Origin of the sequence: Niveispirillum sp. BGYR6, assembly GCF_027568365.1 — a bacterium.
Classification (GTDB): Bacteria; Pseudomonadota; Alphaproteobacteria; order Azospirillales; family Azospirillaceae; genus Niveispirillum.
This window is the reverse complement of the sequence record NZ_JANLNL010000002.1, coordinates 260,647-281,944: the sequence shown is the minus strand read 5'-3', so window position 1 is coordinate 281,944 and position 21,298 is coordinate 260,647. Positions and strand designations below refer to the sequence as shown.

Annotated in this window: 9 protein-coding genes; all 9 read left to right on the top strand. The window is 62.1% G+C overall.

Features of this window, described 5'->3' with window-relative positions:
• Window positions 1-22 precede the first annotated feature (22 nt).
• A complete protein-coding gene (locus PCJ49_RS05180) occupies window positions 23-2,758 on the top strand; it encodes a TonB-dependent receptor (RefSeq protein WP_269910028.1) in 2,736 nt (911 codons plus the stop codon).
• A gap of 396 nt (window positions 2,759-3,154) precedes the next feature.
• Complete coding sequence (locus tag PCJ49_RS05175; protein WP_269910027.1) at window positions 3,155-5,461, top strand: family 20 glycosylhydrolase; 2,307 nt, start codon at window positions 3,155-3,157, stop codon at window positions 5,459-5,461.
• Complete coding sequence (locus tag PCJ49_RS05170; protein ID WP_269910026.1) at window positions 5,458-8,046, top strand: glycoside hydrolase family 2 protein; 2,589 nt, start codon at window positions 5,458-5,460, stop codon at window positions 8,044-8,046. The genes PCJ49_RS05175 and PCJ49_RS05170 overlap by 4 nt, the downstream gene beginning before the upstream one ends.
• 1 nt (window position 8,047) lies before the next feature.
• Window positions 8,048-10,639, top strand: coding sequence for a glycoside hydrolase family 3 C-terminal domain-containing protein (locus tag PCJ49_RS05165; RefSeq protein WP_269910025.1), 2,592 nt, complete (start codon window positions 8,048-8,050; stop codon window positions 10,637-10,639).
• Window positions 10,636-12,072, top strand: coding sequence for a glycoside hydrolase family 125 protein (locus PCJ49_RS05160; RefSeq protein ID WP_269910024.1), 1,437 nt, complete (start codon window positions 10,636-10,638; stop codon window positions 12,070-12,072). Before PCJ49_RS05165 ends, PCJ49_RS05160 begins: the two co-directional genes overlap by 4 nt.
• Entirely contained in the window at window positions 12,072-14,411 is a 2,340-nt protein-coding gene (locus PCJ49_RS05155) for a GH92 family glycosyl hydrolase (protein WP_269910023.1), read from the top strand. The genes PCJ49_RS05160 and PCJ49_RS05155 overlap by 1 nt, the downstream gene beginning before the upstream one ends.
• 15 nt (window positions 14,412-14,426) lie before the next feature.
• The gene (locus tag PCJ49_RS05150) at window positions 14,427-16,349 is read left to right on the top strand and encodes an alpha-L-fucosidase (protein ID WP_269910022.1); all 1,923 of its coding nucleotides are present in this window, start codon (window positions 14,427-14,429) and stop codon (window positions 16,347-16,349) included.
• Window positions 16,350-16,589: 240 nt separating this feature from the next.
• Complete coding sequence (locus PCJ49_RS05145) at window positions 16,590-18,995, top strand: hypothetical protein (RefSeq protein WP_269910021.1); 2,406 nt, start codon at window positions 16,590-16,592, stop codon at window positions 18,993-18,995.
• Between the two features lie 130 nt (window positions 18,996-19,125).
• Complete coding sequence (locus PCJ49_RS05140; RefSeq protein ID WP_269910020.1) at window positions 19,126-21,204, top strand: methyl-accepting chemotaxis protein; 2,079 nt, start codon at window positions 19,126-19,128, stop codon at window positions 21,202-21,204.
• Window positions 21,205-21,298 lie beyond the last annotated feature (94 nt).

Below are 21,298 nucleotides of genomic sequence, written 5' to 3'. Positions count from 1 at the left end.
ATCTTTCAACAGGGGGAAGGCAATGAAATTGCGGCATTTGATCCTGGTTTCCACCGCGTTGGCGGGTTTTGCTTGCGGCGTTCAGGCCCAGGCACAGGGAACCGCTGGTGGCGAACAGCTCGAAGAAATTATTGTTACCGGTATTCGCGGTAGCCTGCGTCAGGCCATTGAGGTCAAGCGTCAGGCCAATTCCGTGGTTGACGTGATTTCCGCCGAAGATGTGGGTAAGTTCCCGGATCGCAACGTTGCGGAATCGCTGTCCCACATCCCCGGCGTCTCCATCGACCGCCGTTTCGGTGAGGGTGAAAAGGTCGCCATCCATGGTACCGACCCGGCCCTGAACCGGATGCTGCTGGATGGTCACGCCCTGGCCTCGGCCGACTGGGGTGGTAACGACAACGACCCGTCCAGCCGTACTTTCAACTATTCTCTGCTGGCGCCGGAACTGGTGGACCGTCTTGAGGTCTACAAGTCGCCGGAAGCGCAGATCGAAGAAGGTTCGATTGGTGGTACCGTTATCGTCCGCACGCGCAAGCCGCTGGACATGGAATCGGGTTCCGCCTTCGCCTCGGCTGGTTACTCCTATAATGACCGTTCGGAGAAGGGCAATGGCCGCGCCTCCGGTCTGCTCAGCTGGAAGAACGAAGACGAGACCTTCGGTATCCTGGGTGCTGTCACCTATGACCGCCAGAACCTGACCCGCGGTGGTGTCGAGTTCTTCGGTTACGACAATGTCAATGGCGGCAGCAGCCCGTTCCTGAAGACTGTCAAGGATGCCAGCGGCAAAGATAGTCGCGTGCTGAAGAACCCGAACGCCAAGATCACCGGTGGCAGCGTTGCCGACCTGGACAAGGCCGTTTCGCCGTTCGGCATCAACTATGCCTATTTCCAGCAGGTGCGTGAGCGTACCAGCGTTTCCAGCACCGCCCAGTGGCGTCCGTCGGAAGAGATCACGCTGACCGCCAGCGGTCTGCATATTGACGGTAACTACAACAATTACAGCCAGTCCATGTACACCATTCCGGGTGCCTGGACCGGTGACAAGCTGCTGTCCGCCACCATCAACAATGGTGTGGTGACGGCTGCTTCCTTCGACCCGGCCAGCAGCCAGAGCGCCCAGCTGGATACCCTGGTTCGTCGTACCAAGCTGAAGACTGACAGTCTGAACCTGGAAGGCGAGTGGGAAGGCAGCAACGGCGCCAAGGTGAAGCTGAGCGGCGGCTGGAGCAAGGCCACCGGTGGCCGCGATCCGGAATACCTGTTCAATGTCCAGACCAAGCTGGGCTTTGATTATGCGTTCACGGATGACAGCGCGACGGTCAACTTCAAGGGTGACCCGACCAATCCGGCCAATTACTTCACCAACCCGAACAACAACAAGCAGACGTTCGAAGGCAAGCCGATGATCGTCAACGGCGTTCAGCTGAACGCCGCGCAGATTGGCGGGTTGGATTACAGCAAGACCACCGATCGTGACATCTATGGTGGTGTTGATACTGAAATCCCGCTGGAATTCGGTCCCTTCACCAAGCTGCTGTTCGGTGGTCGTATCACCGAACATGTCAATCGCGTCGATGCGTCTGGCCTGAACACCTATCTGTCCACGTCCAAGCTGGCCTCCCAGCTGGGTGTTGAAACCCTGGTCACCCCGGATGGCGTGTTTGATGGCAGCGGCGGCAACGGCAATGCCACCAAGTACCTGAACCTGCCGCGTGAAGCCGTTATCAAGATCCTGGCCGACAGCATCAATTTCGACCTGGGTCGCAAGATTGGCGCTTCCAACCGCGTGCAGGAAAATGTGGCGGCTGGCTACACCCAGCTGAATTTCGAGAAGGGTAACATCCGCGGTAACATCGGTGGCCGTCTGGTCTATACCCGCGACGTCTCTGATTTCGCGCTGACCAGCAACGACAACCCGGTCCCGCAGGTCCAGTCGGTCGAAACCGACTATCTGAAGTTCCTGCCGAACTTCAACATCGCCTATGAGTTCGAAGAGAACGTCATTCTGCGCGGTGCTGTGGCCAAGGTGATTTCCCGTCCGCGTTACGGCGAATTGGCCGGCTCGTTCTCCCAGAACGATGTCACCAAGGATGCCGGCGGTGGCAACCCCAACCTGAAGCCCTATGAGTCGGTGAACTACGAAATCTCGGCCGAGTGGTATCCGAAGCGCGGCACGCTGATTTCGCTGGAACTGTTCCGTCGTGAAATCGACAACTACATCCTGAACAGCAAGCAGACGAATGTCCGTCTGTTCAATGGTCTGAATCAGCGTTTTGAGGATGGTTACACGGTCAACCGCCCGATCAATGCCGGTTCTGCAAAGGTGAACGGTGTCCTGATCGCCGGCCAGAGTGAAATCTGGAATGGCTTTGGTATCCAGGCCAACTACACCTATGCTGACAGCTCCACGGACTCCAGCGATGCCCTGGGCGAGCTGAACCTGCCGTACCTGTCCAAGCATACCGTGTCGGTGATCCCGTACTATGAGGATGGTCCGTTCCAGGCCCGCCTCAGCTACAATTACCGTTCGTCCTACTTCCGTACCATCGGTCGCCTGAACTCGCGCGACATGGTGGCGCCGTATACCCAGTTGGACTTCTCGGCCGGTTACCAGATCACCGATGCGATCTCGCTGACCGTGAATGCTCAGAACCTGCTGGACGAAACCTACATCCAGTATAACGGCACCCGTGACCGTCCGACCGCCTTCTACAAGAATGGCCGGACCTACGCGGCGTCCATCTCCTACCGTATGTAATTCCTCCCAGCGCCTCCTTTCCCTTTTGGGGAAAGGAGGCCTTTCCCATGGGGCCCGGCTGTCAGGACCGGGCCCCATGGGAATTTTTTTATCTGCACATCGCATGGTCTTGAATGCACAGGCGCGGTTACCGATATCGCGCCTGTGCATTCGCATGTCTGCATCTTGGCAGCAGGGATGTTGCGGAATTTTTTGGTCATTCGCGCATATCAGGCATAGACGTGGCGCGCAGCCTTTGGCACCATACCTTTATGATAACAATGCGGTCATTTAAGACCGTTTGATGTCGCGTTTCCGCTAAGAGGCTCAAGGTTTGCGCGGATTTGGCAGTTTCCGAAGCAGAGCCCTCTATAATACCAATACAGAACCAGTGAGGCATGTATGAAACGAGCTGCATTGAGCATATCAATCGGGCTGGCGACGCTGTTCGCCTCCACCGCGATAGCGCAAACATTACCGCCGCTCGTGCCCATGCCGCAGAAGGTCGCAGCTGCCACCGGCAGCTTCACGGTTTCGGATGGGGCAACCATTGGTGTGCCGGCGGGGGATGCCGGTGCGACGGCGGCGGCCCGGCTGCTGGCGGCGCATGTAAAGGTCGAACGCGGCCTGTCCTTGGTGGCGGCTGGCACGGCCGGTACCATCACTCTGGTGCGCGATTCCGCTGTCGCCGGGGATGAGGCCTATAAGCTGTCGGTGGATGCCACGGGTATCCGGGTCACCGCCTCTGGCGACCGCGGCCTGATCTATGGCGCCATGACGGTGGCGCAGTTGCTGAGCCCGGATCATAATTTCGGCAAGCCGGTGACGGTGCCGGCCCTGTCCATTGAGGATGCGCCGCGTTTTGGCTGGCGCGGTCTGATGGTTGATGTGGCCCGCCACTTCCAGCCGATCGAATTCCTTTACGGCATCGTCGATCAGATGGTGTCGGTGAAGCTGAACACCCTGCATATCCACCTGACCGATGATCAGGGCTGGCGCTTTGAGGTGAAGCAATATCCCAAGCTGACCGAGCTTGGCGCCTGGCGCCAGGGCCCCAGCACGGGCGGCCCGGCCCCGACGGAGAAGGTCGGCGGTTATTACACCCAGGAACAGCTGAAGGCGCTGGTCGCCTATGCCGCCGAGCGCGGCATTACCATCGTGCCGGAGATTGACCTGCCGGGTCACGCCCAGGCGCTGGTCGCAGCCTATCCGGAAATTGGCGTGTTCGGCGACCGACCGGTTGTTTCCCACGATTGGGGTATCAACCCCTATCTGCTGAACCCCAATGAAAAGGGGATGCAGTTCATCAAGAATGTGCTGGATGAACTGATTGCCGTCTTCCCCGGCACTTTCGTCCATCTGGGCGGTGACGAGGCGGTGAAGGACCAGTGGGAACGCTCCCCGGAAATCCAGGCACAGATCAAGGCCTTGGGCCTGCGGGATGAAAACCACTTGCAGACCTGGGTGATTGACGAACTGGGCGCCTATCTGGCGCAGAAGGGCCGCCGCCTGATCGGCTGGGATGAGATTCTGGAAGGTGGCTTGCCGCCATCTGCCTCCGTCATGTCCTGGCGGGGTGAGAAGGGGGCGGTTGCCGCCGCCAATGCCGGCCATGATGTGGTGTTGAGCCCCGCGCCGACGCTGTATCTCGACAGTTTGCAGAGCGACCGTGCGGATGAGCCGCCGGGCCGCCTGTCGATCCAGACCCTGGCGGATGTCTACAAGTACGACCCGATGCCGGCCGGCATCGATGCGGAAAAGGCCAAGCATGTGCTGGGTGCCCAGGCCAATGCCTGGAGCGAGTATCTGGCCACCGAATATCAGGTGCAGCATGTGATTTTCCCGCGTGCGGCGGCGGTGGCGGAAATCGTCTGGTCTGACAAGGACAAGCGCGATTTCACCAGCTTCCTGGACCGCGTGCGCCCGCAGATGCAGCGTTGGGAGCGTTCCGGCATCCATGTGGCCGACAGCGCCTTTGCCGTGGATTTCAAGCTGGATGGCACGCGCGGCCAGGCCCTGCGTGACAATAAGGTGAAGGTCAACCTGACCACCCAGGCCGGTTATGGCACCATCCGCTATACGCTGGATGGCAAGGAACCGACGGCCAAGTCCAAGACGTTCAAGGAGCCGCTGACGGTCAAGCCCGGCACCACCATCCGTGCCGTCGCCTTTGACAAGCAGGGTCAGCCGACGGCCGCCCCGCGCAGCTTTGAGACCACCCGGGAGGCGCTGCTGACCCGCAGCGCGTCTGAAATGGTGGCGTGCCCGCGCGGTGCGCTGGGCCTGCGCGTCCCGGCGACCTCTGGCGCCAAGGAGAATGCGCCGGCCTATAACGTCAATATCTTCGATACCTGCACTGCCTATCCGGCCGCCCCGCTGGATGTCGCCAAGAGCTTCACTGTGGAGGTGGCGCGGCTGGCCCGTCACTATGGCTTGGCGCATGAGGAAAAGGCCCTGCGGCATCATTATGCCGTGACCACCCATGGCGAACTGGTGATCAGCGCCAACTGCATTGCCGCCGCCAAGAGCGAGGGCAAGCTGAAGCCGACGGTGGTGGCCACTTTCCCGCTGCCCGATCCCAACACCGCCCCCACCCGCTTCAGCTTCAGCGGCAACCTGCCGAAGCTGGAAGGGGATGCCGACATGTGTTTCCAGTTCACCTCTTCAATTCTCGACCCGTTCTACACGGTGCATAGCGTGACGCTGAAGGAGAAGGCCCAATGAAAATCCGTGCCGCTCTCCTCTCCGTCCTGCTGCTCTCCACTTCCGCGCTGGCAGCGCCCAAGGATGTCGTCTCCCTGAATGGTGAATGGCAGGTTCGTATCGATCCGGCCGATGCGGATGCGGCCAAGGCCCATCCCAAGGAATCCAAATGGTTCAAGTCCCTGGTGCCGGGTTCGGTGCAGCAGGATCTGATCAGTGCCGGCCGCGTGCCCGACCCGTTCAAGGGGATTAACGAGGCGCCGATTCAGTGGGCCGGCATGACCAACTGGCAGTTCCGCCGCACCATCAATGTGTTGCCCGCCATGTTGGCGCGCGACAATCTGGAACTGGTGTTTGACGGGCTGGATACGTTCGCCAGCGTCAGCGTCAATGGCAAGGCGCTGCTCTCCACCGACAACGCCCATCGCCGCTGGCGGGTGGATGCGAAACAGGCGCTGAAGGCGGGGGAGAATGAGATCATCGTCTCCATCGCCTCGCCCATCCGCACGCTGCAGCCCAAGGTGTTGGCCGAAGCCAACCCGCTGCCCGGCGAATATGACAGCCCCTATGGTGATGAGCCGAAGGGCAAGCAGACCAGCCCCTATATCCGCAAGCCGAAATATCAATATGGCTGGGACTGGGGCCCGCGTCTGGTCAATATCGGCGTCTGGCAGCCGGTCAATCTGGAAGTCTGGGATGATGCCCGCGTTGACACGCTGCTGGTGCATCAGGAAGCGCTGAACGATGCGGAGGCGCGGCTGCTGGCCCGCTACCGCGTTGTTGCCGACAAGGAAACCACGGTGACGCTGACCACCAGCATCACCGCGCCCGATGGCACGGTGCAGAAGGTGGAACGGACGGCCACGGTGGCCGCTGGCGTGAACGAGGTCACGGTTCCGCTGACCATTGAGAAGCCGCAGCGCTGGTGGCCGGTGGGCTATGGCGCGCAGCCGCTTTACAAGGTTTCCGGCCAGTTGGGTGACGGGCAGGGGGCCGCCGACACGGTGGAACGCCGCATCGGCCTGCGCACCAGCGAACTGGTGCGCGAGAAGGGCAGCTTTGGCTTCAAGATCAACGGCATGGTGATCTTCGCCAAGGGGTCCAACCTGATCCCGTTCGATAATTTCCCTTCCCGTGTTTCAGAAGCCCAGATGCGCGACGTGCTGACCAGCGCGCGTGATGCCAACATGAACATGATCCGCGTCTGGGGCGGCGGCTATTACCTGCATGATGCCTTCTATGCCATGGCGGATGAGATGGGTATCATGGTCTGGCAGGACTTCATGTTCGGCGGGGCCGTCACCCCGCCGGATGCGGAATTCCGCCACAGCGTGAAGGCGGAGGCGGAAGACCAGGTGGAACGCCTGCAATCGCATCCCTCCATCGTCGTCTGGGCCGGCAATAATGAGGTTCTGTCGGGCTGGGAAAACTGGTCCGATCGCAAGGCCTTCAAGAAGAAGGTGGGGCCGGATGAACAGGAACGGATCGGCGTCGGCATGGCCGTGCTGTTCGACCGCGTGCTGCGCGATGCGGTGTTGAGCCGCTCGCCGGGCATCCCCTATTGGCCGGGTTCCCCCTCCACCGATTATGAAGGGCCGACCGATACGGACAAGGATGGCGACCGCCATTTCTGGGATGTCTGGTCCGGGTCCAAGCCGGTGGAGAAGTATCTGGAATCCTGCCCGCGCTTCATGTCGGAATATGGGTTCCAGTCGATGCCCGACATGGCGACCATCCGGGAATTCGCCGGCAAGGGTGATCTGGCCATCGACAGCCCGGTGCTGAAGGCGCACCAGAAGTTCCTGGCCGGGGAGGGCAATGACCGCCTGAAGCTTTATATGGATCAGCGGCTGCGCCCGGCGAAGGATTTCGCCGATCTGGTCTATCTGACCCAGGTGAACCAGGCCCAGGCCATTGATATGGCTGCCCGCCATCACCGCGCCTGCCGCCCGGTGACGCTGGGTTCGCTCTATTGGCAGATCAACGACACCTGGCCTTCCATTTCCTGGGCCAGCATGGATTATCACGGTCGCTGGAAACTGCTGCATTACGCCGCCCGCCGCTTCTTCGCGCCGCAGGCCATTGTGGCCCAGCATCGGGAGGGTGCGACGGTGGTTTCCGTGGTGTCGGATGCCACCCAGCCGATCACCGGCCAATGGCGTATCCGGTCATTCGATATGGCAGGGAAAGTCATCGGCAATCGGGAAGAAGCGGTGTCGGTATTGCCGCTCAGCGCCACCCAGGTGGCCAGCATTCCGGATGCCGATCTGTTCCACGGTGCCGATGCCAAGGCCAGCTATGCCGTGGCGGAGCTGATCATCGACGGCAAGTCTGTGTCCCGCACCATTGTGGAACGCACGTTGCCCAAGGACATGGCCTATCCCGCCCCCGGCCTGAAGGCCGAATGGGACGGTAAAAAGGTGACGATCACCGCCACGGCCCTGGCCCGCGCAGTGATGCTGGATTTCGGCACCACCGCCGCCCAGCCGTCCGATGATGGGTTTGACCTGTTGCCGGGTGAAAGCATCACCGTGGATGTCCGTTCCGATGCCACCGCCGCCGCGCTGAAGCGCGCCTTGACCCTTCGTACCCTGGGACCGCAATAACATGTTCCGTCGTTTATTGCTGCTCGCCGCCACCGCGCTGTCCACCAGCGCGGTTGCCGCCCCCGTGGATGATACGGTCGCCAAGGCCATCGCCACGATGACGCTGGAAGAAAAGGCCGCCCAGCTGCAGAGCACGGCCCCTGCCAATCCGAAGGTGGGTATTCCCGCCTTCGACTGGTGGAATGAGGGGCTGCATGGTCTGGCCCGCAACGGCTATGCCACCGTGTTCCCGCAGGCGGTCGGTCTGGCCGCCACCTGGGATGCGGAACTGTTGGGCAAGGTGGGCGATGTCGTCGCCACCGAAGCGCGGGCCAAGTTCAATACCAAGCCCGCCGATGCCGATCGTCGTATCTTCGAAGGGCTGACCATCTGGTCGCCCAATATCAATATTTTCCGTGACCCGCGCTGGGGTCGGGGGCAGGAAACCTATGGCGAAGACCCGCATCTGACGGGCACGCTGGGGGTGGCATTTGTGAAGGGGCTGCAGGGTCCGGACCCGAGCCAGCCCAAGGTGATCGCCACGCCCAAGCATCTGGCCGTGCATAGCGGGCCGGAGGCAGGGCGCGACAGCTTCAGCGTGGATGTCAGCCCGCAGGATCTGGAGTCCACATATCTGCCAGCCTTCCGCAAGACCATCACGGAGGGCCAAGCCCAGTCGGTGATGTGCGCCTATAACGCCATCCATGGCGTGCCAGTCTGTGCCCTGCCGTCGCTGATGGTTGATCGGGTGCGCAAGGATTGGGGCTTCAAGGGTTTCACCGTGTCCGACTGTGACGCGGTGGCCAATGTGCATATGTTCCACCATTACCGGCTGGATGCGGCCGGTGCCGCCGCCGCCAGCCTGAAGGGCGGCACGGACCTGAATTGCGGCAACACCTATGCGGCCCTGCCGGAAGCGGTGAAGCGCGGTCTGGTCACGGAAGCGGAGATCGACACGTCGCTCGCCCGTGCGCTGGAAGGCCGCCGCGTGCTGGGCACGGCCTTTGGTGCCAGCAGCAAATGGGCCAGCATCAAGCCCGATCAGGTGAACACGCCTGAACACCGCGCCCTGGCGCTGGAAGCGGCGCGCAAGGCCATCGTGCTGTTGAAGAACGATAATGCCATCCTGCCGCTGAAGCAGGGCACCCGCCTTGCCGTGATCGGCCCCAATGCCGATGATCTGGGCGTGCTGGAAGGCAATTATAAGGGGGCGGCCCTGAACCCGGTGACGCCGCTGGATGGCTTGCGCCGCCAGTTCGGCCCGCAGAATGTGGCCTATGCCCAGGGTTCGGTGCTGGTGGATGGCGCCGCCGTCATCATGCCGGAAACCGCCTTCATGGCGGATGGCAAGCCGGGCCTGAAGGCGGAATATTTCGCCACCTCGACTGTCACCGGCACCCCGGTGGCGACGCGGCAGGACCGGCGGGTTGATTTCAACTTCGCCCGCACCTCCCCCCTGCCGCAACTGGACCCCAAGTCGTTTGCAGCCCGCTGGAGTGGCCAGTTCGTACCGCCCGGCCCCGGTCGCTATGTGCTGGGCATTGATATCCCTGCCTGCTGGAAGGACTGCACCCGCCATGACGAGGTGCGGTTGTGGATCGATGGCAAGCCCGTTCACCAGGGTTTGCTGGGCAAGCAGCGGGTGGAAATCCCCTATACCAGCGACGGCAAGCCGGTCGATTTCCGGCTGGAGCTGGATCATTACGGGGAGGATGAGGGGCTGCGCATGATGTGGCAGGCCCCCGATCAGCCCCTGTTGCAGCAGGCGCTGGCGGCGACCGCGAATGCCGATGTCATCGTTGCCGTTGTCGGTCTGACTGCCGATCTGGAGGGCGAGGCCCTGCAGGTGACGGTGCCGGGCTTTGTGGGCGGCGACCGCACGGAAATCGAGCTGCCACTGATCCAGCGCCGGCTGTTGCAGGCCCTGCGTGATACGGGCAAGCCGGTTGTGGTGGTGCTGACCAGCGGCAGCGCCGTGACCATCGATCCCGCCATGGCCGATGCCATGCTGACGGCATGGTATCCGGGTGTGGAAGGTGGTACCGCGGTGGCCGAAACGCTGGCGGGCCTGAACAACCCGTCCGGCCGTCTGCCGGTGACGATCTATCAGAAGACCAGCGACCTGCCGGCCTTTGTGGATTACGGCATGAAGGAGCGCACCTATCGCTTCTTCACCGGCACGCCGCTTTATGGCTTCGGCCATGGCCTATCCTACACCAGCTATGCCTATGACCAGATCAAGGCCAAGCCGGGCAGCATCACGGCCCCGGTGGAAGTCAGCGTCCGCGTCAGCAACAAGGGCAAGCTGGCGGGGGAAGAGGTGGTGCAGGCCTATCTGGTGCCGCCCGCTTCCAAGGGGCCGCGCACCATGACCACCCCGGTGCTGCAGCGCCAACTGGTGGCCTTCACCCGTGCGCCGCTGAAGCCGGGCAAGGCCACCGACGTGCGCTTCACCATTGATCCGCGCAGCCTGTCCATTGTGGCCCGTGATGGCACCCGCACGGTGCAGCCGGGCACCTATAAGCTGTGGATCGGTGGTGGCCAGCCGGGCACCGCGCCTGGCGTCTGGACCGAATTCACCCTGCAGGGCGAGGCCTGGGAGCTGCCGAAATGATCGACCGTCGCACGTTCATCACCACGGGCATTGCCGCTGGCGCCGCGCTGACGGCTGCGCCCGCCTTTGCCCGCACCGAAAGCGGTTTCACCAGTCACCGCCCCGCCAAGGCTGACCGCCATTTCACCAGCGAGGCGGTGGAGGCGGAGATCAAGCGCGTCTCTGCCAAGATCGCGGATCCCAAGCTGCGCTGGATGTTCGCCAACTGCTATCCCAACACCCTGGATACCACGGTGAAAATGGGCATGGTGGATGGCAAGCTGGACAGCTTTGTCATCACCGGCGACATCCCTTGCCTCTGGCTGCGGGATTCAGCCGCCCAGGTGAAGCCGTATCTGCATCTAGTGCGGCAGGATAAGGAGTTGCAGCGCCTGTTCCAGGGGCTGATCGGCCGGCAGGCCCGATCCGTGCTGATCGATCCTTATGCCAATGCCTTCATGGAAGACCCGTCCGCCCCGACCAACCTGAAATGGTCGTTGCAGGACCAGACGGAAATGAAGCCCGGCGTGGCGGAACGGAAGTGGGAGATCGACAGCCTCTGCTATTTCCTGCGCCTCTCTTACGAATATTGGAAGGAAATGGGGGACAAGAGCCCCTATGACGCCACCTGGGTGGAAGCCGCCAAGGCCGTTATCCGCACCTTCCGCGAACAGCAGCGCAAGGACGGGAAGGGGCCTTACCGCTTCTTGCGCGCCAGCAACCGCCCCACCGAAACCCTGATGCTGGATGGTTATGGTGCGCCGTCGCGGCCGGTGGGGATGATCCATTGCGGCTTCCGTCCGTCGGACGATTCTTGCGTTTATCCTTTCTTCATCCCGGCCAATTTCTTCGCCGTCACCACGCTGCGCGAACTGGCGGTGGTCGCCAGCGAGGCTTTGGGCGATGCCAACTTGGCCAATGATGCCAAGGCATTGGCGGATGAGGTGGAGAAGGCGATCCACCAATATGGCAAGACCCGCCTGCTGGATGGCAGCGAGGTCTGGGCCTATGAGGTGGACGGGTTCGGCAATGCCCTGTTCATGGATGATGCCAACACGCCGTCGCTGTCGTCGCTGGCCTATCTCGGCTGTGTTGATTTCGCCGACCCGCTGTGGCGGCGCACCCGTGATGCCTGCTGGAGCGAGAACAACCCCTATTTCTCCAAGGGTAAGGCGGTGGAAGGCATCGGTGGCCCGCATGTCGGCTTGGGCCAGGTCTGGCCCATGTCGCTGACCATGCGGGCGCTGTCGTCCAACGATGACGCCACCATCCGCACCTGCCTGAAGATGCTGCGCGACAGTGATGCCGATACCGGCTTCATCCATGAAGCGGTGGATCATGATGATCCGTCGAAATTCACCCGCGACTGGTTCGCTTGGGCCAATGGGCTGTTCGGGGAGATGATTGTGCATCTGGCCGACACACGCCCGCAAATCCTGAAAGAGGTGCTGTGATGGGGATCAGCCGTCGCCAGCTTCTGATTTCCAGCGCGCTCGGTGGGGCCATGCTGGGCCTGGGTCTGCCGCGCGGGCGCGTCTGGGCCGCCACGCCGGCCACCGCCCCCAACCTGTTCATCGGCACCGGTGGGGATGGGCACACCTATCCCGGCCCCAGCCTGCCCTTCGGCATGGTGCAACTGGGGCCGGATACGGATGTGGAGCGCTGGGATACCTGTTCCGGCTATCACCGAACCGATACGTCCATCCTGGGCTTCTCCCACACCCATCTGTCGGGCACCGGCATTGGTGACATGCTGGATGTGCTGGTGGTTCCGACGGCCGGCGACAAGGTGCAACTCACCCCCGGCACCATGGCCGACCCGGATGCAGGATATCGCCAGCGCTTCAAGGATGAGGTGGCGGAACCGGGTTACTATGCCGTGACGCTGGAAAGCGGCGTGCGCGCCGAACTGACGGTGACGGCGCGCACCGGCTATCACCGCTACCAGTTCCCGCAAGGGCCCGGTCATCTGCTGATCGACCTGTCGCATCTGGTGCTGGACAAGTCCGACCATCCGCCGCTGATCCAGGATGCGGGCATGGAACTGGCCGCCGATGGCACGCTGACGGGGCACCGCACGGTGAACCGCTGGGCCAAGGGGCGGCGCATCTATTTCGCCATGCAGTTTTCCCGGTCGCCCGATCGGGTCAGCTTCTATGCCGATGATGATGCGGCCCAGCCCGCCGGTGCTACCAAGGTGGAAGGCCGCCGGCTGAAGGCGCTGGTGCAGTTCAAAGAGGCGGGTGGGGAGCCGATCCTGGTCCGCTGCGGTATTTCCGGGGTGGACCGGGAAGGCGCGCTGGGCAACCTGAAGGCGGAGGCCACGCATTGGGATTTCGATGCCGTGCGCCGGGCGGCGGCCAGCGTCTGGGCTGATACGCTGGGCACCATCCAGGTGGAAGGCGGCAGCGAAGACCAACGCACCATCATGACCACCGCGCTCTACCATGCGCAACTGGCGCCCACCTTGTTCTCTGACGCCGATGGGCGCTATCTGGGCATGGATGGCCAGGTGCATCATGTGCCGGCCGGTGGGGCGGCGCACAGCACATGGTCGCTGTGGGATACCTATCGCGCCGTGCATCCGCTGTTCACCTTGGTGGCCCCGGACAAGACCAAACAACTGGTCGATGATCTGATCCGCCAGACGGCGCAATCGCCGTTCGGCCCGCTGGTCTGGCCGCTACAGGGCAAGGAAACCGGCACCATGATCGGCTGGCACGGCGTGGTGCCGCTGGCCGAGGCGCAAGCCAAGGGGATCGAGGCCGACTATGCCGCCGCCTGGCCAGCCATCCGCCGCCGCAGCTTTGATTTCAAGGCGCCGGACAAGGATAACAGCCGGGGCCGCGACCTTTATGACAAGCTGGGCTATGTGCCGGCCGACAAGGTGTTTGAAAGCGTCAGCCGCACCCAGGAATATGCCTATGATGATTGGGCCAGTTCCAGGCTTGCCCGTTCCATCGGGGAGACGGTGGATGCCCAGCGGTTGCTGCGGCGGTCGGGCAATTGGGTCAATGTGATTGATCAGCGCGTCGGCTTCGCCCGTCCGCGCTTTGCCGATGGTTCCTGGTGGGAACCCTATGATCCCATCCAGTTGGGCCATATGCCCAAGCCCTGGTGGCGGGATTATACGGAGGCCAATGGCTGGCAGGCCACCTTCCTGAACCAGCATGACATTTACGGCATGATCAAGCATATGGGCGGCGATCAGGCCTATGAGGCCAAGCTGGACGCGCTGTTCAATGCGCCGTCCACCCTGCCGCATAATGCGCCGCCGGATATTGCCGGGCTGGTTGGCCAATATGCCCATGGCAACGAGCCGGACCAGCACGCGCCCTATCTCTATGCCTATGTCGGCACCCCCTGGAAGACCCAGGCCATGGTGCGGCGTCTGTGCGTGGAAATGTACCACAACGCGCCCAAGGGCATTATCGGCAATGATGATTGCGGCCAGATGAGCGCCTGGTTCGTCTTCTCCGCCCTTGGCTTCTATCCGGTTGATCCGGTGGAGGCCGTCTATGTCTTCGGGTCGCCCCTGTTCGAACGTGCCACGGTGAAGGTGGGCCATGGCCGCACGCTGGTGGTGGAAGCCCCCGGCAACAGCGCCGATACGCCCTATATCAGCGCTGTGGAATGGAACGGCCAGCCCTGGAGCAAAAGCTGGATCGCGCATCAGGATCTGGTGCAGGGCGGTACGCTGCGTTTCACCATGTCCAAGGAACCCAACCGTACCTTCGGTGCCAAGATCGCCGACCGTCCGCCCTCCTTTGGGCGCAGTGCCAGCCAGAGTTAAGAAGGAAGCCCCGAGATGACCGCCTTTTCCCGGCGTACTTTGCTTGCCACCAGCCTGGCCGCCAGCACGCTTCCGGCCATGTCGGCGCTGGCCGCCACGCGCGCCAATGCGCCCAAGCCCTATGGGGCCACGCCCAGCGCCCGGCAATGGCGCTGGCACGGCATCGGCAGCTATGCCTTCATCCATTTCTCCATCAATACCTTCACCGATAAGGAATGGGGGTATGGGGATGAGGATGTGAAGCTGTTCAACCCCACCGATTTCGACGCCGACCAGATCGTCGGTGCGGCCAAGGCGGGCGGGTTGCGCGGCATTCTGCTGACGGCCAAGCATCATGATGGTTTCTGCCTCTGGCCGACCAAGCTGACCGAACATTGCATCCGCAACAGCCCCTACAAGAACGGCCAGGGCGATATCGTCCGCGAATTTGCCGATGCCTGTAAGCGGGCAGGGATGTTGTTCGGCATCTACCTGTCCCCTTGGGACCGCAACCACGCCGACTATGGCCGCCCGGCCTATGTGGAATATTTCCGCGCCACGCTGACCGAGCTTTGCACCCAGTATGGCGACCTGTTCGAGGTCTGGTTCGACGGGGCCAATGGCGGCGACGGCTATTACGGCGGCGCGCGGGAAGCCCGCAAGATCGATGCGCCGAAATATTATAACTGGCCCGACATTGTGGCCCTGGTGCACAAGCTGCAGCCCAACGCCTGCACCTTCGACCCGCTGGGTGCCGATATTCGCTGGGTGGGGAACGAGGATGGCGTGGCCGGCGACCCGTGCTGGCCTACCATGCCCAACAAGCCCTATGATCAGGTGGAGGGCAATTCCGGCGTGCGCGGTGGTGAACTCTGGTGGCCGACGGAAACCAATGTTTCCATCCGGCCCGGCTGGTTCTATCACGCGGATGAGGATTCCAAGGTCAAGAGCCCGGAACGGCTGGTGAAGCTGTTCGATGAGAGCATTGCCCGCGGCACCAACCTGAACCTGAACCTGCCGCCGGATCGGCGCGGCCGCATCCCCGATCAGGATGTGAAGATCCTGAAATCCTTCGGCGATGCCATGCGCGCCACCTTTGCCCAGGATCTGGCGCAAGGGGCGGTGGCCTATGCCAGCCACAGCCGGGGACCGGGGTTTGAACCGTCGCTGGTGCTGGATGGCGACCGGGAAACCTATTGGTCCACGCCCGACGATGTGACCAAGCCGGCTTTGACGCTTGAACTGAAGCCCGGCACGACGTTCGACCTGATCCGCATTGCCGAATATCTGCCGCTGGGCGTGCGCGTCACCCGCTTTGCCCTGGATGCGGAGATTGATGGCAAATGGCAGGTGCTGGCCGAGCATGAATGCATCTCCCAGCAGCGCGTCGTTCGCCTGAAGGCACCGATCACGCCGACCAAGGTGCGGTTGCGCATTGTTGAGGCACCGGTGTGCCCGGCCATTACCGAATTCGCCCTGTTCCGCGCCGTCGCCCCGGTATCGGTGCCGCCCATCGTTTCCACCGACCCGACCGTGCTGGACGTGACGACGTGGAAGGTGGTGGAGGCAACGGCCCCGAAGGCGGAAAAACTGCTGGATAATGATGCCCAGACCATCTGGATCATGGATGCGCCGCAGCCGGGCAAGCCCGCCAGCGTCACCGTCGATCTGGGGGTGGAGACCAATCTGGCCGGCTTCAGCCTGACGCCCTCGCGTCAGGTGATGACCGGTGCTGCCCCGCCCAAGGGCTATGTCGCCGAAACCAGCCTGGACGGCAAGTCCTGGCAGGCGGGCGGGAAGGGTGAGTTCTCCAACATCGCCTATGCCCTGGCCACCCAGCGCATTCCGTTCGATGCCCCACGCAAGGCCCGCTTCCTGCGGCTCAGCTTCGCGGAAACGGCGGTGGCGATGCCGCGCATGGCCATTGCCGGCATCGGTGGGTTTACGCCGCGCTCCTAAGGCGGCTTGATCGTGAAGGCGCGGGGGGAGACTTCCGCGCCTTTTTCTTAGTGTTTGTCCGGAAAGTTATCCCGCCTTTCGAAGCCTTGCCCTTTCTCTACCGTCATTCCCGCGAAGGCGGGAATCCATACGACAGCGCGGATTTTGGATTCCCGCCTTCGCGGGAATGACGGTTAAGAGATTGGAAAAGAAGTGAAAGTTCTTGGACGGACACTTATGCTTTTCTGGACGTTGCCCACCATGCGTCTTCTGCTCCTGATCGCCCTGCTCTGCCTTTCCCCGCTTCTGCCGGCCAAGGCGCAAAGCCTGGACCTGACGCACGCCACCCTGGTTGCCCTACCTGCCAGCGGGCCGGAACAGGCAGCGGTGACGCTGCTGCTGGAAGAGGTCGCCAAGCGCACCGGCATTGCCTGGGAACAGGGGGATCAGGGGGCGGGGCCGCTGGTGGTGGTGGGGCAGGGCACACAGATGGGGGCCCTGCTGCCGGCCGACTTGCGTTCGGCCTGGACGGCACCGGTGGGATGGGGCCGTGAAGGCTACGCGCTGCGCACCTTCACCTATCAGGGCCGCCCCTTGATCGCCATCGCCGGGCATGATGCGCGCGGCGTGCTCTATGGCATCGGCCATCTGCTGCGGTCGCTGGCGATGGAGAAGGGGCGGGCGGTTCTGGCGGCCCCCTTGAATGTCACGGCAACACCGGAAAAAACGCTGCGCAGCCACCAGATTGGCTATCGCTTCAAGAACAACACCTATGATGCCTGGACCCTGGCGCAGTTCGAACAGGAAATCCGCGATCTGGCGGTGTTCGGCAGCAACGCCATCCAGGTGATTGCCCCGATTTCCGATGATGAGAAGGCAAGCCCGCTTTTCCCCGCCCCGGCGGATGAAACCATCATTGGTATTGCTGGCATCCTGGCGAAATACGGTCTGGATTTCGATCTTTATTACCCGGTCATCCGCGCTGATTATGGCGACCCGGCGCAGGTGGCGGCGGAGCTGGCGGATTTCGAGGCGCTGATCCAGCGCTTCCCCGCCATCCATGCGCTCTATGTGCCCGGTGGCGATCCGGGCCATACCCCGCCGGACCATCTGTTCCCGCTGCTGGAAAAGCTGGCGGCGCGCCTGCACCGCCATCATCCGAACGCGGAACTGTGGGTATCGACCCAGGGGTTCGATCAGGCCGGCTATGAGGCGTTTTATCGTCAGTTGGACCGCCAGCCGGCCTGGCTGACGGGCATCTTCATCGGCCCGCAATCACGTGACCCGATGGCGGTACAGCGGGCGCGTATCCCGGCCCGCTATCCGATCCAGGCCTATCCCGATATCGGCCACACCCTGCACGCGCAGTTCCCGGTGGCGGATTGGGATCCGGCCTTCGCCCTGTTGGAGGGGCGGGAGCCGATCAGCCCAAGGCCGGCGGATATGGCTTTGATCTATCGGCATTTTCAGCCGCTGTTCACCGGCTTCGTCACCTATTCCGAAGGGGTGACGGATGATGTGAACAAGATGCTGTGGTCGCAATGGGGCTGGTCAGCCACCCGTGATCCGGTGGAGATTCTGCGGGATTACGCCCGCTATTTCCTTGGCCCCGCCATCGGTCAGCAACAGGCGGACCGTGCCGCCGCCCTGATCCAGGATATGGAGCGCAACTGGCGCGGGCCGATCCGACAGAATGCCGGTATCGGTGCCACGCTTCAGGGTTTTCAGGCCCTGGACCATGGGGTGGCACCGGGTAACTGGCGCTGGGAAAGCCTGCTCTACCGCGCCCATTATGATGCCTATGCAAGGCGGCGATCTTTGGCGGAAACAGAACGGGAGGCGCGCGCCCTGGATGCCCTGCGCCAAGCCCCCCGCCTGGGTGCTGCCACCGCCATGGCAGATGCCCGCACCGCCCTGGCCGCGGTGGATGATGCGGAGACCGGCCGTCTTCGTAACCGGCTGATGGAACTGGCCGGACGGCTTTACCGGCATGTCGGCCTGCAGCTCAGCGTTCGGCTCTATGGGGCGTCCAATTGGGAACGGGGGGCCAATCTGGACCGTATCGACACATCGCTCAACAACCGCTTATGGCTGGAAAAGCAGTTCGGGATGATTGCTGCCCTGCCGGATGAGGCGACAAGGTTGCAGCAGCTTGCCGTGCTGGTGGATTGGGAACAGCCGGTCCCCGGCGCGCTCTATGATGATCTGGGCGATCCAGCCCGCTCCCCCCATCTGGTGCGCGGGCCTGGGCAGGCGCTTGATCCGCAATTCTTCCAGACGGCTATCCACTCCATCGCCGATGTTACGCCGGGGCCTGATTGGCGCCTGTCCTGGGTGACCTATGGGGAGACGCTGTATGACAGCCCGCTGACCCTGCGTTACCGCGATCTTGATCCGGCGAAGAGCTATCGCCTGCGCATAACCTATGCCGGGGAGGATTATCATTTGCCCATCCGGTTGGTCGCCAATGGTCAAATAGAGATACAGCGTGACTTTTCGCGCCAGAAAAACCCGAGCATCTGGGAGGGCACTATTCCGCCAGCAGCCATTCATAAGGGGCAGCTCACCTTACAATGGTTCCGACCGGCCGGCATGGGGGGCAGCGGGCGGGGCAAGCAGGTTGCAGAAGTATGGTTGCTGCCAATGGTGTCCGTTGAAAAAAATTAATCCATTTACCGTTCCCCTACGCCAGACGGCACTGTTGGCGGTTGTTATAGCCTTCGGGATAGTGCTTTTAACTTTATGAACCTTCTTCTGCGTTTATCCTCTCAGGAAACGTTCGTTGAGGGGGGATTAGGTGTTTAAGCGATTTCCGTTGGTGACCAAGCTGCTGTTGGCCATATCCGCCGTCCTGGTTCTAGGGTTGGGTATCGCCATTTTTGCCATTACGGAGAGCAGCGGCGAACATACCGACAGGCTGGCATTGGAGGTTGGCGAGAAAGTTGGCCGTTACAACGCTGCGCAGGTTGAGCGACAGTTGAATGATGCCATGGATATCAGCCGCTTTGTGGCCAGCTCCATGGTCAGCCTGAAAAATAACGGCATGGGCCGCAAAGAGATCAATGCCTGGCTGAAGGATTTGCTGGAAACCAACCCGAATGTTCTGGCCGTCTGGGTAGGGATGGAGCCTAACGCCTTTGGCGGCAAGGACGCCGATGCCGCCAACACGCCCGGCAGCGATGCGGCGGGCCGCTATGTCCCTTATTGGAACCGGGGTACGGGCAAGCCGGTGCTGGAAACCCTGGTCGGATATGACGATCCGGGCCCGGACGGGATTTATTACCAGATGGCCAAGCGCAGCTTGAAAGAAGTGGTGGTCGAACCCTATCTTTATACGGTTGCCGGCAAATCCGTTCTGATGATGTCGCTGGTGGTACCGATCATCGAAAATGGAAAATTCATCGGCAATGCCGGCGTTGATGTGGCGACCGACAGTATTTGGGAAGGGTTGAAGGGGGTGAAACCCTTCACCACCGGGTCGGTCTATCTGATTTCAAACACCGGGCTGTGGGTTGGTTATGCCAATAAAGATCATTTGGGCAAGCCCATTGGTGACACCAATGAGCGACTGAAAAATGCCCTCGCCCCCATTCGTGAAGGGAAGGACTACAAGCAATTCTCCTTCTCAAAAAGTTTGAATACCGAGGTGCAGCAGCTTTTCATCCCGGTAAATATTGGCGGTAGCGTCACACCCTGGTCGGTTCTGGTCAATCTGCCGCTTGATCAGGTCGAAAAGCCGAAGGTGGAGTTGCGCAATATCATCCTGATGGGCGCCGCCCTTTTAACGGTGCTGTTGCTGGTGGCGCTTTGGGTTTCCACCCGCCAGATTGTTGGCGCGCCGCTGCGGCGGATCATTGTCACCGTGCAGGCGCTGACCAGCGGCAATCATTCTGTCCATGTCGGTGACCAGGATCGCGCCGACGAAATCGGTGCGATCAACAAGGCACTGCAATTGTTCAAGGATAATGCTGGCCGTGTGGCGCAGATGGAAGAACAGCGCCGTCAGGATGAGGAACAGGCCGCCCGTCGGCAGAAGCAGGAGCTGAACCGGCTGGCGGATGATTTTGAAAGCAGTGTCGGCGGCGTGGTCGGTGCCGTGGCCGAGCAGTCAGACCGTATCCGCCACGATTCCGAAGCTTTGTCCGCCATCGCCAGCCAAACCACAGCCCAGGCGAACGCCGTGTCCAATGCCGCGGACATTGCCAGCGCCAATGTGCAGACGGTGGCTGCGGCGGCGGAGGAACTGGCCCGCTCCATCACCGAAATCAACCAACGCTTGGCGGAATCCAGCCGCAAAGCCGGGGATGCCGTGACAGAGGTGGAGAAGACCAATGATACGGTCGCCGGGCTGGTTGACGCGGCACAGCGGATTGGCGATGTGGTGAACCTGATCCAGGAAATTGCCGCCCAGACGAACCTGCTGGCGTTGAACGCCACGATTGAGGCGGCGCGGGCAGGGGAAGCCGGCAAGGGCTTTGCCGTGGTGGCGTCGGAGGTGAAGAACCTGGCCGCCCAGACGGCGCGCGCCACGGAGGAAATTGCCGGACAGATCAGCCGGATGCAGGCGGTGAGCGGCAATGCCGTCACCGCCATCCAGTCCATCGGTCACACCATCGTCTCGATCAGCGAAACAGTGACCACCATCGCTGCGGCGGCGGAGGAACAGGGGGCGGCAACCCAGGAAATCAGCCGCAATGTGCAGGAAGCCGCAGCCGGCACCCAGGAAGTCACGGCCACGATTCAGGAGGTGACGCGGGCTGCCGGTGAAACCGGTGCGATGGCTGCCCATGCCAGGACGGCATCGGATAACCTGTCCCAGCAGGCGACCCAATTGCGTCAAGAGGTGCAGCGTTTCGTGGCCAGCATCCGGACCTGATCAGCCAACGCATTTCCTCTCTGCTCAAAAAAAGACCCCTTCAGCCCGGCTGGGCTGAAGGGGTTTAATTTTGTGTGGATTGTCCCGGCCCCAC

What these genes read in the sequence shown, in the direction of transcription:
- PCJ49_RS05160 (WP_269910024.1), top strand. Translation starts at nt 10,636, where the DNA reads ATGATCGACCGTCGCACGTTCATCACCACGGGCATTGCCGCTGGCGCC.
- PCJ49_RS05180 (WP_269910028.1), top strand. Translation starts at nt 23, where the DNA reads ATGAAATTGCGGCATTTGATCCTGGTTTCCACCGCGTTGGCGGGTTTT.
- PCJ49_RS05145 (WP_269910021.1), top strand. Translation starts at nt 16,590, where the DNA reads ATGCGTCTTCTGCTCCTGATCGCCCTGCTCTGCCTTTCCCCGCTTCTG.
- PCJ49_RS05170 (WP_269910026.1), top strand. Translation starts at nt 5,458, where the DNA reads ATGAAAATCCGTGCCGCTCTCCTCTCCGTCCTGCTGCTCTCCACTTCC.
- PCJ49_RS05155 (WP_269910023.1), top strand. Translation starts at nt 12,072, where the DNA reads ATGGGGATCAGCCGTCGCCAGCTTCTGATTTCCAGCGCGCTCGGTGGG.
- PCJ49_RS05165 (WP_269910025.1), top strand. Translation starts at nt 8,048, where the DNA reads ATGTTCCGTCGTTTATTGCTGCTCGCCGCCACCGCGCTGTCCACCAGC.
- PCJ49_RS05150 (WP_269910022.1), top strand. Translation starts at nt 14,427, where the DNA reads ATGACCGCCTTTTCCCGGCGTACTTTGCTTGCCACCAGCCTGGCCGCC.